Genomic DNA, 15,789 nt, shown 5'->3' with positions numbered 1-15,789 from the left:
GTTTATTTCTTGAAAATGGACTGATATTGCGGCACAGAAAATCCAACGTTGACCTGGTTATTGCCATCATTGGCAATCAGCATGACCGGGCGCTTGATGACGGAAGGTTTATCCAGCATCAGGGCGATAGCCTGTTCGGTATCGCCAGCGGAAGCTTTTTCTGCATCGCTGAGTGCACGCCAAGTAGTACCCTTGCGGTTGATCAGCACATCCAGGCTCTGATGTTCCAGCCATGATTCTATGGCTGCGCGGCTCAAGCCCTGTTTCTTGAAATCGTGAAACTCAAATGCCAGATCCTGCTCTTGCAGCCAGGTGCGGGCTTTTTTAACGGTGTCGCAGTTCGGAATGCCGAACAGGGTGATGCGCTGTGTCATACGTTGTTAGTGGTTACCTTAGTGATTGCAACAGGCTGATAAAGCTTAAACGTTGAGGGTGAATTCTGTGAACGAGGCTTCATCCTTGGCTTCTGGTTCAGGTTCTGGCGGTGGTGCCGCACTGCTGGAGGCTTCATTGTTCAGCAGCCACAACAGGTTATTTGCCGAATCAGAATTGGCCAGACCTTCTTCCTGGGTAATCAGACCTTCCTTGATCAGATACATGAGAGCGCGCTCGAAAGTTTGTGAGCCAGGTGACAGACTCTTTTCAATCGCTTCCTTGATCTGGAAGATGTCGCCCTGTTCTATCAACTCTGCCACATAGCGGGTATTGAGCATGATTTCTACTGCGGGGCAACGGCCACCGTCTTTTGCCCGTATCAGGCGTTGTGAAATAATCGCGCGTATGGAGGATGACAGATCCAGCAACAAGGCATTCCTGGTTTCCATGGGGAAGAAACTGATGATACGGTTCAGTGCCTGATAACTGTTGTTGGCATGCAGGGTCGCCAGAACCAGATGGCCGGATTGCGCATAGGCAATCGCTGCCATCATGGTGTCCAGGTCGCGAATCTCACCAATCAGGATGCAATCCGGTGCCTGACGCAGGGAATTTTTCAGTGCGGTTTTCAGGCTTTCGGAATCGCTGCCGATTTCACGTTGATTGACGATGGATTTTTTGCTGCGGAACAAATATTCGATCGGGTCTTCCAGCGTCAGGATATGGCCGGTCCTGACTTCGTTCCTGTGATCAAGCATGGAGGCAATGGTGGTGGATTTGCCTGATCCGGTTGCACCAACGACCAGGATCAGACCACGTTTTTCCATGATCAGTTCAGACAACACAGGCGGCAAATGCAGTGTGTTTAATGCAGGGATGTCACCAGGAACAAAACGGAAGACGGCAGAAATCGAGCCACGTTGGCGGAATGCCGACAGACGGAAGCGGCCAATGCCTGGTGCACCGATACCGATATTCAACTCGTTTTCTTCTTCCAGTTGCTCCATCTGTTCCTGGCCAATGACCTCGCTCAGCAGTGACAGGATATTTGCCTGATCCATTTTCTGCTGATTGATAGGGAGCAGATTGCCGTTGATTTTCAGATGAATAGGCGAGTTCATCGCAAAAAACATGTCAGATGCATGTTTCTCTTTCATCAGTAGAAATAATCTCTCCATCGCTGCCATGATGTTTCCCTGTTCTGAACTATAAATTGATCAAAAAGGCGCTATCAGGCGCCGCGCAGCAATTCATTGATACTGGTTTTGGAACGTGTCTGAGCATCAACACGCTTTACAATCACCGCGCAATACAGGCTGTATTTGCCATCGGCAGACGGCAAATTGCCGGAGACCACGACAGAGCCAGCGGGTATGCGGCCATAACTGACTTCACCCGTGGCACGATCATAGATCTTGGTTGACTGGCCGATATACACGCCCATGGAAATAACAGAATTTTCTTCAACGATAACGCCTTCGACGACTTCAGAGCGAGCGCCGATGAAGCAATTGTCTTCAATGATGGTAGGGTTGGCCTGCATGGGTTCCAATACGCCACCGATGCCAACACCACCGGACAGATGTACGTTTTTGCCGATTTGCGCGCAGGAACCTACTGTAGCCCAGGTGTCAACCATCGCACCCTCATCCACGTAGGCGCCAATGTTCACGTAAGAAGGCATCAACACGACGTTCTTGGCGATGAAACTGCCACGACGTGCTACCGCTGGGGGCACCACGCGGAAACCACCTTTGGCAAAGTCTTCAGCAGTGTAATTGGCAAATTTGGTTGGTACTTTATCGAAGAATTGCATGTGATCACCGGAAGGCATGCAGATATTATCTTCCAGGCGGAAAGACAGTAGCACTGCTTTTTTTATCCATTGATTGACTTGCCAGCTACCATCAATTTTTTGCGCCACGCGCAGGCTGCCGGCATCGAGTTCACCCAATACGTGGGCAACTGCTTCACGAATTTCTGCAGGCGCGGATTTAGGAGAGAAGTTAGTGCGATCTTCCCAAGCCTGATCGATGATTTGCTGTAATTGTTGAGTCATGTTGATATCTTCAGATGATTAAATAAACGAAATGATACGGTTGAATCTTGGAGCGGACACCAGCTAAACGTATTTTTTGCAAAAACTGACAATTCTTTGAGCGGCTTCCAGACACTCTTCAGGTTCGGCGACCAGTGCCATACGTATGCGATTCTGTCCCGGATTGATGCCATGTGCTTCACGTGCAAGGTAGCTGCCCGGCAAAACTGTAACATTATATTCCTCGTACAGGCGGCGGGCGAATTCTGTGTCCGACATTCCCAGTTTGTCCGGCACCCTGGCCCACAGGTAAAAAGCGGCATCGGGCAGGCTGACTTCCAGTACTTCCTGCAATACCGGTGTAATCTGGGCAAATTTGCGGATGTACTTGTCACGATTTTCCTGGACATGGGTTTCGTCATTCCAGGCAATTACTGAGGCTGCCTGTATGCTGGGGCTCATCGCGCTGCCGTGATAAGTCCGGTATAGCAAGAATTGCTTGATCAGTTCAGCATCACCAGCAACGAAGCCGGAGCGCATGCCAGGCACATTTGATCGTTTTGACAGGCTGGAAAGTGTAATCAGGCGGCGATAATCATTCCTGCCCAGGGCGCGTGCTGCCTGCAGGCTACCCAGGGGCGCTTCTGCCTTGAAATAAATTTCTGAATAGCATTCATCGGCAGCAATGACAAAATCATATTTGTCTGACAGGGCAAACAGTTCTTTCCAGTCATCCAGGTTCAGTACGGCACCAGTTGGATTGCCGGGTGAGCAGATGTATAGCAGTTGTACCCGTTTCCAGACACTGTCGGGTATGCTTTTGTAGTCAGGTGCGAAATTTCGGGCAGGATCAGCATTGGCGAAATAAGGTTCGGCACCTGCCAGGTAGGCTGCCCCCTCATAAATCTGGTAAAACGGGTTGGGACAGAGCACCAAAGGCAAGCCATCCTGGCAAGCGGCAGGGTTGACGATGGTCTGTGCCAGGGCAAACAGGGCTTCACGGGATCCATTGACCGGCAGGATCTGCGTTGTTGCATCTGGTGCCGGTATGCTGTAGCGGCGGGCTATCCAGCCGGAAATGGCATTGCGCAATGTGTCCGAGCCTGCGGTCGAGGGATAACTGGCCAAGCCACCCAGATTGGCGATCAAAGCATCCGTGATCAGCTTGGGTGTCGGATGCTTGGGTTCGCCTATGCCCAGGCTGATGGCAGGGTACGCAGGGTTGGGTTTGACATCGGCAAACAATCGTTTCAGTTTTTCGAACGGATACGGTTGCAACTTGCTGAGATAGGGATTGAAGTTCATTTTTTTAATTCTTGGCAACTTGATGGCGATGATCGGGCTGTTTCTGCGGTTTTTGCTGTTTCTACGTTTCTACTATTCTTGCCATCTATCTGGCCCGCTTATTTGGCTCGCTTTTCGGATTTCGGTATTTTATTTGGTTTTGCTTGGGTAACATTCAATCCGTATTATAGCCTCCAGTGCATTCTTCAGAGTAAGGCTTTCACACGTGGTTTGCTGAAAGCCAGAATAATTTGCCAGCGTACCTGTTGAGTATGGTGAATCAGTGGGAGTAAATCAGTTAATTGTGTAATAAGTTGAAAACTAAAAATTTTGCCTTTACGATGGTATGATGCATTGATAATGGGGTTGGCTTGTGTATACAGCCTTTGGAAACATAGAATACGCGGTAGATTTGACTGCAAAAGATAATAAAATTAAACAAAGTGCGATTAACTTCTATTAAATTGTCGGGATTTAAATCTTTTGTCGATCCCACTCATTTTCAGGTTCCTGGCCAGTTGGTGGGTGTAGTCGGCCCTAATGGTTGCGGCAAATCGAATATTATCGATGCTGTGCGCTGGGTTTTGGGCGAATCAAAAGCGTCTGAATTGCGTGGTGAATCCATGCAAGACGTTATTTTTAATGGTTCCACCCATCGCAAACCCGCCGGTCGTTCATCAGTAGAGCTGGTTTTTGACAACAGCATGGGCAAAGCTGCCGGACAATGGAGCCAGTATGGTGAAATTGCCGTCAAGCGTACGCTGACGCGTGATGGTACTTCCACTTATTACATCAACGGGCAACCTGTGCGTCGCCGTGATATCCAGGACATTTTCCTCGGTACCGGTCTAGGCCCGCGTGCCTATGCGATTATTGGCCAGGGCATGATTTCGCGCATTATTGAAGCGCGTCCTGAAGAATTACGGATTTTCCTGGAAGAAGCAGCCGGCGTTTCCCGCTATAAAGAGCGCCGTCGCGAGACTGAAAACCGTATCCACGATACCCATGAAAACCTGGTCCGTGTCGACGATATCTTGCGTGAATTGAATAACAATCTGGACAGATTGGGTGCGCAAGCCGTAGTCGCGAATAAATTTCGCGAGTTGCAGACCGATCAGGAAGAAAAACAGAAGTTGCTGTGGTTGTTGCGTAAAAAAGAAGCAGAAAACGAACAAAAAAAGCATTTCGCCGAGATAGAAAAAACCCAGTTGGATCTGGAGGAGCAAACCGCCAAATTGCGCCACGTCGAACTGGAACTGGAACAGATGCGTCAGACGCATTATGCAGTCGGCGACCGTATGCACCAGGCGCAAGGTCATCTGTATCAGACCAATGCCGAGATAGGCAGTTTGGAAGCGCAAATCAAGTTCGTCATCGAATCGCGCAGCCGTTTGCAATCGCAATTGCAATCCTTGACAGCGCAGCGTGATCAATGGCAAAACCAAAGCAGGCAATTCCAGGATGATTTATCTGAAGGTGAAATCCATGTTGAAGAACTGGCGATGCGCGCCGAGCAGGCACTGGAAGTCAGCCAGCAGCAACAGGATAAATTACCAGCCATGGAGCAGGTATGGCGTGAATCGCAGTTGAAGACGACCGAGTCTCGCGCCAAAATAATGCAGATGCAACAACAGATAGAGCTGGAATCTGCCCATCAGCGCAATGCCTCGAATATCTTGAATACCCTGGCATCCAGGCGTGAACGCCTGATGCAGGAAAAACAGGGGCTGGTGCTGCCAGATACCACCCATCTGGACAATTTGTCCATGCAGCTGGAAGAAAAAAAACAGGTGCTGGAAGAACTCAGCATGCAGTTGGAAGAAGCGCAAGAGCGTTTGCCTGTGCTGGAAGACGAGCGTAAGCAGGCGCAACAGCAGGTGAACCAGGATGCTGCTGAATATGCACAACTGGAAGCACGTCTGTTGGCGCTCAAGCAATTGCAGGAAAAAGTCCAGACGCAGGGCAAAGTACAGCCATGGCTGGAAAAACACGAATTGAGCAGCCTGCCAAAAATATGGCAAAAACTGCATATCGAAGCTGGCTGGGAAACTGCGCTGGAATCCATACTGCGTGAGCGTACTGCGGCGCTGGAAATGTCGAATCTGGACTGGGCCAAAGCCTTTTTCGGTGACGCGCCGCCTGCCAAGCTGGCAGTTTGTGCGCCCACCGTCATGGCTGATACGGTAGCACCTGTCGCTGGCCTTAAACCCTTCATCGATTTATTGCAACTCAATGATGCGGGTGTGCGCGGTCTGATGCAGGATTGGCTGCACCAGGTCTACATTGCCGACGATATTACTTCTGCCTTTATGGACAGGGTGAAATTGCCAGCCGGTGCCTGCTTTATCACCAAGCAGGGGCATGTGATTGCCCGTTCCAGTGTGCGTTTTTATGCATCGGATTCCGAGCAGGATGGCGTACTGGCGCGTCAGCAAGAAATAGAAAATATCACCAAGCAATGCCGCGCCAAGCACATGCTGGCGGATGAATCCAAGACCCGTGCCGTGCGTGCAGAATCTGCATATACCCAGGCGACCCAGCAATTGCAGGACTTGCGTCAGCGTGTAGGTAGCCTGACCCAGACTACGCATAGTCTGCAAATTGAATTCATGAAGTTGTCTGAAGTGCAGGAACGCTTTAATCAACGCAGCACGCAAATAGGCAGTGACCTGGCAGAGATCGCCGCGCAAGAGGCTGAACAGCAGCAAATTCGTGCAGAATCAGAGCAGAAGTTTGAGCAGCTGGACATGGATTTGGCCGAGTTGCAAGAAATGCATGAAGAAGGTCAGACCGCTTATCTGGAAAAAGAACAGCAGCTGAATGAAGCCAGGCAGCGTTTGCGTGACCTTGAACTGGCTGCGCAGGAAGCTGCATTTGCCGAAAAATCCCATCGCAGCAAGCTGGAAGAATTGCGTCGTAATATTGCCACTGCGCTGGAACAGTCAGCGCAATTGTTTGCCAGCATGCAACAAGGGCAGTTGGAACTGGAATCTATGGATGACCAGACCGCTCAGGCCGGCTTGCAAGACTTGCTGGATCGTCGCAGCGAGCAGGAAAGAGCACTGGCCAATGCGCGTCATGAACTGGATCAATTGACCCAGCAATTGCGTCAGCATGAAGAAGCCAAGATGCAGGTGGAACGTAGCCTGCAGCCGCAACGTGACCGCATCGTTGAGCTGCAGTTGAAAGAGCAGGCTGCCCGTCTGAGCCAGGAACAATATTCAGAACAATTGCGCAATTTCGAAGTTGATGAAGAAGCGCTGTCGCAAAAACTGCACGACGATCTAAAGCCTTCGTATTTGCAGGGCGAAGTCACCCGCCTGACCAATGCAATTGCTGCTCTGGGCGCGGTTAACATGGCGGCACTGGACGAGTTGGCACAGGCGACAGAACGCAAGACTTTCCTGGATGCGCAGCATGCTGATTTGACCGAGGCAATTACGACCTTGCAGGACGCGATCCACAAGATTGATATTGAAACTCGCGACTTGTTGCAAGATACCTTTGATAAGGTGAATCATCATTTCGCTGAGCTTTTCCCGATTTTATTCGGCGGTGGTCAGGCCAAGCTGATCATGACTGGTGATGAAATTCTGGATTCTGGCGTGCAGGTCATGGCGCAGCCGCCAGGCAAGAAAAATGCAACTATTCATCTGCTGTCTGGCGGTGAAAAAGCGCTGACAGCAACGGCCCTGGTGTTTTCCATGTTCCAGCTCAATCCGGCACCTTTCTGTCTGCTGGATGAGGTGGATGCGCCGCTGGATGATTCAAATACCGAGCGTTTCTGTAATATGGTGAAACGCATGTCATCAAACACACAGTTTTTATTTATCTCCCACAACAAGATTGCGATGGAAATGGCACAACAATTGATTGGTGTCACCATGCAGGAACAGGGGGTTTCACGAATCGTGGCGGTGGATATGGAGTCTGCCGTCAATTTTGCTACTGAGGTTCAAGCAGCATGACAGATCTACAAATCAGTTTATTGGCAATCGGTGGGGCGCTGGTAGTTGGCGTCATTATTTTTAACAAGTGGCAAGAATACAAAGCCAAAAAAACCGTCGAAAATGCTTTCGGTGACGGGCATGACGATGTTCTCATGAACCCTGACACACCTGCAGACAGTATTGTCCGGCACGAACCCGTCATGGATGGTAATGCCAGTGAGGAAGAATCATCCTCCGCGCCAGAGATGTCATCCCATGATGAGGGTGACAGTGCTGCCCCTTCCCCGGTAGCGCAAGAAAAGGAACTGCCAGTCGATGAATTGATCGATTGCGTTATTCCCCTGGAATTTGAAACTCCAGTACGTGGTGAAAAAATTCTGGCAGAAATTGCAGACTTGAAATACGTAGGTAAAAAGCCAGTGCATTTCATAGGGCAGAGTCATAGCGGCGAAAGAGATGTCATCGCCGTCGGCGGCGCCTATACCTGTTTATTTGCTGGCGTGCAGATGGTTAGTCGCAGTGGCCCGCTGAATGAACTCGAATATTCAGAATTCATCATGAAACTGCGTGCCATTGCAGACAATCTGAACGCGCATTCGGATATTCCGGACATGAACAAGGTTATGGTGCATGCACGTGAATTGCATCAGTTTGTTGCCGAGCATGATGCTCAACTCAGTGTCAATATCGCCGCCAATGGCGCGCCCTGGGCCTTGAATACCTTGCTGGCTGCGTTGGAGAAAATGGGCTTTGACCAGCGCCCTGATGGTCGCCTGATGATGCCGGATGGCGATGGGGGCAGCTTGTTCACCCTGTCGACCAATGTCAGCGTCAGCGAGACCATGACTTCCCGCCTGACCCTGTTGCTGGATGTGCCTTGTGTGTCGCCAGCACGGGATGGTTTTGGCGCCATGGCTGCTTGTGCACGCTCTTTATCTACCCGCCTTGGCGGTACCGTGGTGGATGATGGCAATCAGCCTATCTCCAAACTGGCACTGGATGAAATTGCTGGGCAGGTCAATGAATTTTATGCTGCCATGGCTGAAGCACAGATACCGGCAGGTTCCCTTCGCGCGCAACGACTTTTTAGCTGAATAAACGAACATGCAGAATGATATTTCGGATGATGCTCCAGCTTCTGGAGCATCTGCTGTGGCGCAGCGCGTGCAGTTTTTGCATGCGGAATTAAACCGTCATGCCCATGCCTATTATGTGCTGGATAATCCCAGCGTGCCAGACGCTGAATATGACAAACTGTTTTCAGAGTTACAGCAACTGGAGCAGGCTTACCCGGCGCTGAAAACCACAGATTCGCCTACCAATCGTGTTGGTGGAGCGCCATTGCCAGAATTTGGGCAGGTACAACATGCGGTACCCATGCTGTCACTGAATAATGGCTTTGAAGATGATGATGTCACCAACTTTGACCGTCGTGTGCGTGAAGGACTGGATGCCGCGCAAGAAATTGATTATGCCATTGACCTTAAATTTGACGGTCTGGCCATCAACCTGCGCTATGTCGATGGTTTGTTCACTCAGGCTGCGACGCGTGGTGATGGTTTTACTGGTGAAGACGTGACAGAAAACATCCGCACCATACGTAGTGTCCCTTTGCGTTTGCAAGTGGAAAATCCACCCAGGATACTCGACGTGCGCGGTGAAGTGTTGATGTTCAAGCGCGATTTTGAAAAGCTGAATCAACGCCAGCGCGATGCAGGTGCAAAAGAATTTGCCAATCCGCGCAATGCGGCGGCGGGCAGCTTGCGTCAGCTGGATTCCAAAATCACTGCCCAACGCAGCCTGCGGTTTTTTGCGTATGGTATAGGTGCGTTGGAGGGGATGGACATGCCATCATCCCATCGCGCCTTGCTGGACTGGTATCGTCAGGCTGGAATTCCTGTATGTGAAGAAAATGCCCTGGTTAAAGGAGCTCAGGGCTTGCTGGCGTTTTATCGCGCGATACAGGAAAAACGGGCAGTTCTGGATTATGAGATCGATGGCGTGGTCTATAAAGTCAATGACTTTGCCAGCCAGCAGTCGCTGGGTTATGTATCGCGTGCGCCGCGTTTTGCCATCGCGCATAAATTCCCGGCGCAGGAAGCATTGACAACCGTGCTGGATATCGAAGTACAGGTTGGTCGCACTGGTGCCATTACCCCGGTTGCCAGGCTGGCACCTGTGTTTGTAGGCGGTGTGACGGTCACCAACGCGACTCTGCATAACGAAGAAGAAGTGCAGCGCAAGGATATACGCATAGGTGATACCGTATCAGTGCGCCGTGCCGGTGATGTGATTCCCGAAGTGGTGTCCAGCGTGCTGGAGAAGCGTCCGGCAGATGCAAGGCAGTTCGTCATGCCAGAAACTTGCCCCATCTGCGGTTCACCCATACAAAAGCCGGAAGACGAAGCGATTGCCCGTTGCACTGGTGGCTGGATCAAATGTTCAGCTCAACGCAAGGGTGGCCTGTTCCACTTTGCTTCACGCAAGGCCATGAATATTGATGGCGTTGGCGAGCAACTGATTGATCAACTGGTTGACAAGCAAGTGGTAACGACAGCGGCAGACTTGTACAAACTCGGTCTGCGTGCACTGGTTGAGCTGGACCGCATGGCAGAAAAATCAGCGCAGAATATCTTGCATGCGCTGGAAGTCTCAAAAGAAACCAGTTTCACCCGTTTTATCTATGCATTGGGGATACGCCATGTTGGTGAATCCACGGCGAAAGATCTGGCCAGCCATTTTGGAAATGTCCAGGCCCTGTTGCAGGCAAATGAAGAGCAATTGTTGAGTGTGCCTGATGTGGGTCCGGTAGTTGCCAAATCCATACTGCGGTTTTTTGGCGACAGCCTGAATGTGGAATTGGTTGAGCAATTGATCGCTTCCGGCATACACTGGCCTGAGATTGAGGTGCAAGAAAAAGGCGAGCAGGTGCTGGCAGGCAAGACTTTAGTGTTGACCGGCACCTTGCCCACGTTGAGTCGTGACCAGGCGACGGAAATCATCGAAAAAGCAGGTGGCAAGGTTGCTGGTTCAGTCTCAAAAAAAACCAGCTATGTAGTGGCGGGTGATGATGCGGGCAGCAAGTTGGTGAAGGCGCAAGAATTGGGTATTACTATTTTGACTGAAGCAGAATTGCTTCAACTTTGTTCCAGGAGCTGAAATGAGAAAAATTACAAAAGCCGTATTCCCTGTTGCTGGTTTGGGGAGTCGTTTTTTACCGGCTACCAAGGCGCAACCGAAAGAAATGTTGCCTATCGTTGACAAGCCCCTGATCCAGTATGCAGTTGAAGAAGCGGTAGAAGCCGGTATTACGGAAATGGTATTCATTACCGGTAGAAACAAGCGCGCGATTGAAGATCATTTCGACAAGGCGTATGAGCTGGAAAGTGAACTTGAAGCAGCAGGTAAGGAAGCCTTGCTGGACCTGGTCAGAAATGTCATTCCTAAAAATATCAACTGCATCTATATCCGCCAGACTGCGGCGCTGGGCCTGGGTCATGCCGTTTTGTGCGCGCGTCCTGTGATTGGTGACGATCCTTTCGCCGTACTGCTGGCTGACGATTTGATGGATGCCGATGCCGGCCAACCATCCGTTATGGCGCAAATGGCACGTCAGTATGAGGCTGAAGGTGGCAGTATCATCGCCGTGCAAAACGTGCCGCGTGAATTCACCCGTCAATACGGTATTGTCAGTGGTACGCCGTACACTGCGAATCTGGAGCGCGTACAAGGTATCGTAGAGAAGCCAATGCCGGATGTTGCACCTTCAACCCTGGCAGTGGTTGGGCGTTATATTTTGTCAGGGCGGATTTTTTCTTACCTGGAAACTCTGGGCAAGGGTTCTGGCGGTGAAATCCAGTTGACTGACGGTATTGCTGCCATGCTCAAGGATTTCCCTGTCTATGCATTTCGTCCTCAAGCTACCCGTTATGACTGTGGATCCAAACTTGGTTACCTGAAAGCCAGCGTTGCTTTGGGATTGAAACACAAGGAAACAGGGGCTGAATTTGCTGAGTACCTGCAGTCTCTGAAGTAATTGGACCAGCCGGACCTTGCTTGCAGGGACGTGAAGAGTATTGCGGTTGGATTTTGCTAAGGATCTGACCGCATTTTTATGTCGACGAAATAAAGTGGTGCATCATGATTCATCCTATCCTAAAAATGGGCGATGCCCGTCTGTTGAGAGTTGCCGAACAGGTAACTGACTTTGATACGCCTGAATTGCATCAGTTGATCAAGGACATGTTTGAAACCATGGTGGCGGCAAATGGGGCAGGGCTGGCGGCACCACAGATTGGCATTAATCTGCAACTGGTGATTTTCGGTTTTAAAACCAATCCCCGTTATCCGGATGCGCCGGTGGTGCCGGAAACGGTACTTATCAATCCGGTGTTAACACCCTTGTCTGAGGCTACGGATGATGCCTGGGAAGGTTGTCTGTCCGTGCCCGGTATGCGTGGGCTGGTGCCGCGCTGGAGCGCTTTACGGTATGAGGGCTTTGATCAGTTTGGCAAGGTCATTTCTCGCGAAGTGGATGGTTTTCACGCACGGGTAGTGCAGCATGAGTGTGATCACCTGAACGGTATTTTGTACCCCATGCGTATCCGTGACCTGACACAATTCGGCTTCACCGAAGTTTTGTTTCCAGAGATGGATCCGAATGACGATGATTGAGAACGCGACCGCTCACCCTGGCCAGTCGTCAGACTGACCAGGCCGAACTTCCGATCAGAACTGTTCGTCTTCACGCAGATAGCGCCATTGCCCTTCAGGCAGTTTGCCCAGCTTGACTTTGCCTATGCGCACACGTTTCAGACCCAATACTTTCAATCCCACCATGTCACACATGCGCCGGATCTGGCGCTTCTTGCCTTCGCGCAAAATAAAGTTCAACTGGTCTTCATTTTGCCAGGTGACTTTTGCTGGCAGCAGCTTCTTGCCATCCAGGGTCAAACCGTGATTCAGACGACGTAAATCTGCATCCGGCAAACGGCCCGGTTTGCCGTACTGGACACGTACCAGGTATTCTTTTTCAACGACAGTCGTTTCACCGATCAGGTGTTTGGCGATGCGGCCGTCCTGGGTCAGTACCAGCAAGCCTACTGAATCAATATCGAGCCTGCCCGCAGGTACCAGGCTGCGCAGCTGGGTGGGGTGGAACTGGGTATCGACTTCATCTTCTGCCCAGCGATTTTCCGGTTTGATCAGGGCAATGGCTGGTGTGTAGCCATCTTCAGCCTGACCGCTGACATAACCTACCGGTTTGTTGATTAACACGGTGACGCGTTTCGATTGTTCGGCAGCGGCCTGTCTTTCCACTGTCACCTGTTGGTGTGGCAGCACTTTACTGCCCAGTTCGGAAATGACTTTGCCATCTACTCTGACCCAGCCACGGGCGATCCATTCATCGGCCTCGCGTCGTGAGCAAAGGCCCAATTCGGACATGCGTTTCGAGAGTCTTACAAGTTCAGTCATGATGTATCAAATAAAAATTACGGCGGTATCAGCGGCCTGCGGAGCCGTGACATGTGTGGTTTAGGATGTCTCGTATCAGATGCCAGTGTTCAGATGCGGTATTTAAATTCGCAGGGCATCCAGTAAGTCGGTTTCAAACTGAATCTGGCTGCGTGCGCCTTGCAAGGCCTGGCCGTCAACGATGAAGACGTCTTCGACCCTTTCCCCCAGTGTCATGATTTTTGCGGTATGCAGATTGATCTTGTATTTGGTCAGGATATTCGCAACGGCGTATAGCAAACCATTACGGTCATTTGCCGAGATCGACAGCAAATAATACTGGCCACGATCATCCGGACGTAAATCTACGGTGGGCACGATGGGGAAGGTGCGTGACAGGCGTGACAGGCGTCCGCGATTTGGCGGTGATAAAGGTGTTTGCAGCGTCAGCACTTCAGTCAGCTCATGTTCCAGCAGATTGATGATGTCGCGATAATTATTGGCAAAGGCCGGTTCGATGACCAGGAAGGTGTCCAGTGCATAGCCGCTTTTGCTGGTGTGGATTTTTGCATCCAGGATGCCAAAATTCTTGCCGTCAAAATAATTGCAGATGCGCGCGAACAAATCTGGCTGGTCCTTGACGTAGACGGTAATCTGCAAGCCTTCGCCGATTGGTGAAAGGCGGCATTTTACGACTGGTGTGGCACTGTCTATGCGGTCATGCAGGGCGCGTGTTTGCCAGGCAATGTCGGATGCATCATGACGCAAAAAGTAAGCGACATCCAGTTGCTGCCAGAATTTTTCGTGGGCGTCCGGTGCCAGACCATACAGACGTAGCGCCTTGAGGGCATCTTCTTGGCGGTTTTTCAGTTCCCGGTCTTTGCTGGGGGCTTCTCCGCCCAGTACGCGCAAACTCATGCGGTACAAATCTTCCAGTAGCTTGCCTTTCCAGGCATTCCAGACTTTTGGGCTGGTGCCACGTATGTCGGATACCGTCAGTAAATACAGGGCGGTCAGATGACGCTCATCCTTGACCAGGTTGGCAAAATTCTGCACCACGTCAGGGTCTGACAAGTCCTGCTTCTGTGCCACATGAGACATTGTCAAATGATTTTGCACCAGGAAAATGATGAGTTCGGTATTGGCTTTGCTCAGACCGTGGTCATAGCAGAATTTTTTGGCATCCGTCATGCCCAGTATCGAATGATCGCCACCACGCCCCTTGGCAATGTCGTGGAACAGGGCGGCAACATACAGTATCCATGGCTGATTGAAATTGGCCATCAATTGGCTGCAGAATGGGTATTCATGCGCATGTTCCGGCATGGTGAAACGGCGCAAATTACGCACCACCATCAGAATGTGCTGGTCTACCGTATAGGCGTGGAACAAGTCGTGCTGCATCTGGCCCACGATGCGGCGGAAGTTAGGCAGATAGCGGCCGAGTATGCTCATCTGGTTCATGCGTCGCAGGGCATGGGTGATGCCCTGCGGTGACTGCAATATCTGCAGGAACAGTGAGCGGTTGAAAATATTGTGCCTGAACTCTGCATCAATCAGCAGGCGTGCATGCCATAGCGCACGCAGGGTCCTGGCCGTCATGCCCTTGAGTTCGCTATGCCTTGCCATAACCAGGAAGATTTCCAGAATGGTGGATGGCGACGATTCAAAGGTGTCGTCCCTGGCGATATCAATAAAGCCGTTTACTTCATTGAAGTGCTCGTTGATGGGGCGTGGTACGGATGGCTGCGGGAATAATACAGCTTCAATATTTTGCAGTAGTACGGTATTCAACTGGGTAACTGCTTTGGCTGCCCAGTAATAACGTTGCATCAGGTATTCACTGGCACGTCTGGATTCGGTAGTCTTGAAGCCGAAGGTCTCAGCGATGGGTGTCTGCACGTCAAAGATCAGACGGTCTTCGCGCCGGCCAGCGTAGATATGCAGGCGTATGCGGATATCCTTGAAGGCGCGTTCATTGCGTTTCAACTGCCGGGCTTCGACATCGGTAATCAGGCCGCGCTCAGCCAGTTCGCGCCAGGAATTACCCAGATTGGCTGCCTTGGCGACCCAGAGTATTACCTGCAAATCGCGCAGACCGCCTGGGCTTTCCTTGCAGTTTGGCTCCAGGCTGTAAGGCGTGTCTTCATACTTGACATGGCGCTGCTGCAGTTCCAGCAATTTTTCCTGGAAAAATTTTTGCGGATTCATTGCTTCTGCATAGTGCTGCTGCATGTCGCGGAATAATTTGCGGCTGCCGGTCAACAGGCGCGCTTCCAGCAGGCTGGTTTGCACGGTGATGTCGGCTGCAGATTCTTGCAGGCATTCTTCTACGGTGCGTATGCTGTGGCCGATATCTAGGCCGATATCCCAGAATAGCTGTACCAGCTTTTCCAGCTTCTCACGCAATGCAGCATCTGGCCTTTGCTGCAGCAGTATCAATACATCCACATCCGAGTAGGGGAACAGTTCACCGCGGCCATAGCCGCCTACTGCCACTAATGCGGCTTCTTTCGGAAAATCAAAATCACGCCAGATCTTGCTTAGCAGGTGATCGACATTGCGGCACAGGTCGTGCAGCAATTGTTCTGCCTTGTGATTTTCCTTGAATGCATTAATGACGAGCAGTTGTGCTGACTTTAATTCTTCCTTGAAGGTGAGTGACGGGGTCTGCATTTGCCTGTGGGC

11 protein-coding genes are annotated in these 15,789 nt (G+C 51.0%); 5 read left to right on the top strand and 6 right to left on the bottom strand.

Annotated features, from left to right (window positions below; all coding sequences use genetic code 11):
- Positions 1-2: 2 nt before the first annotated feature.
- From AC1RVX_RS03650 to dapC, 4 genes are all read right to left on the bottom strand, one after another.
- The gene (locus AC1RVX_RS03650) at positions 3-374 is read right to left on the bottom strand and encodes an ArsC family reductase (protein WP_493215222.1); all 372 of its coding nucleotides are present in this window, start codon (positions 372-374) and stop codon (positions 3-5) included.
- A gap of 45 nt (positions 375-419) precedes the next feature.
- Entirely contained in the window at positions 420-1,553 is a 1,134-nt protein-coding gene (locus tag AC1RVX_RS03645) for a PilT/PilU family type 4a pilus ATPase (RefSeq protein ID WP_493215691.1), read from the bottom strand.
- Between the two features lie 53 nt (positions 1,554-1,606).
- Complete coding sequence (dapD, locus tag AC1RVX_RS03640) at positions 1,607-2,434, bottom strand: 2,3,4,5-tetrahydropyridine-2,6-dicarboxylate N-succinyltransferase (protein WP_493215221.1); 828 nt, start codon at positions 2,432-2,434, stop codon at positions 1,607-1,609.
- A gap of 63 nt (positions 2,435-2,497) precedes the next feature.
- Positions 2,498-3,718 (bottom strand): succinyldiaminopimelate transaminase, encoded by a 1,221-nt coding sequence (dapC, locus tag AC1RVX_RS03635; RefSeq protein WP_493215220.1) that lies wholly within the window; start codon positions 3,716-3,718, stop codon positions 2,498-2,500.
- 422 nt (positions 3,719-4,140) lie between these two features.
- Between dapC and smc the strand changes: the two genes are divergently transcribed.
- The 5 genes from smc to def all read left to right on the top strand — a co-directional run bounded on the left by smc (position 4,141) and on the right by def (position 12,321).
- Positions 4,141-7,665: a chromosome segregation protein SMC gene (gene smc / locus AC1RVX_RS03630; protein WP_493215219.1), complete on the top strand. Its 3,525-nt coding sequence runs from the start codon at positions 4,141-4,143 to the stop codon at positions 7,663-7,665.
- Positions 7,662-8,741: a cell division protein ZipA C-terminal FtsZ-binding domain-containing protein gene (locus tag AC1RVX_RS03625; RefSeq protein WP_493215218.1), complete on the top strand. Its 1,080-nt coding sequence runs from the start codon at positions 7,662-7,664 to the stop codon at positions 8,739-8,741. The genes smc and AC1RVX_RS03625 overlap by 4 nt, the downstream gene beginning before the upstream one ends.
- 10 nt (positions 8,742-8,751) lie before the next feature.
- Complete coding sequence (gene ligA / locus AC1RVX_RS03620; RefSeq protein WP_493215217.1) at positions 8,752-10,806, top strand: NAD-dependent DNA ligase LigA; 2,055 nt, start codon at positions 8,752-8,754, stop codon at positions 10,804-10,806.
- A 1-nt stretch (position 10,807) separates the two neighbouring features.
- The gene (gene galU, locus AC1RVX_RS03615) at positions 10,808-11,683 is read left to right on the top strand and encodes a UTP--glucose-1-phosphate uridylyltransferase GalU (protein WP_493215216.1); all 876 of its coding nucleotides are present in this window, start codon (positions 10,808-10,810) and stop codon (positions 11,681-11,683) included.
- 104 nt (positions 11,684-11,787) lie between these two features.
- Positions 11,788-12,321, top strand: coding sequence for a peptide deformylase (gene def / locus AC1RVX_RS03610; RefSeq protein WP_493215215.1), 534 nt, complete (start codon positions 11,788-11,790; stop codon positions 12,319-12,321).
- A 54-nt stretch (positions 12,322-12,375) separates the two neighbouring features.
- Here the strand turns inward: def and AC1RVX_RS03605 are convergent, their stop codons facing one another.
- The gene (locus AC1RVX_RS03605) at positions 12,376-13,122 is read right to left on the bottom strand and encodes a pseudouridine synthase (protein WP_493215214.1); all 747 of its coding nucleotides are present in this window, start codon (positions 13,120-13,122) and stop codon (positions 12,376-12,378) included.
- 102 nt (positions 13,123-13,224) lie between these two features.
- Entirely contained in the window at positions 13,225-15,777 is a 2,553-nt protein-coding gene (locus tag AC1RVX_RS03600) for a [protein-PII] uridylyltransferase (protein WP_493215213.1), read from the bottom strand.
- Between the last annotated feature and the right edge of the window lie 12 nt (positions 15,778-15,789).

The organism is Undibacterium sp. GW821-FHT11B02 (genome assembly GCF_058808955.1).
Note: the sequence above shows the minus strand (reverse complement) of the source record. Positions and strands in the feature narration are given on the sequence as shown.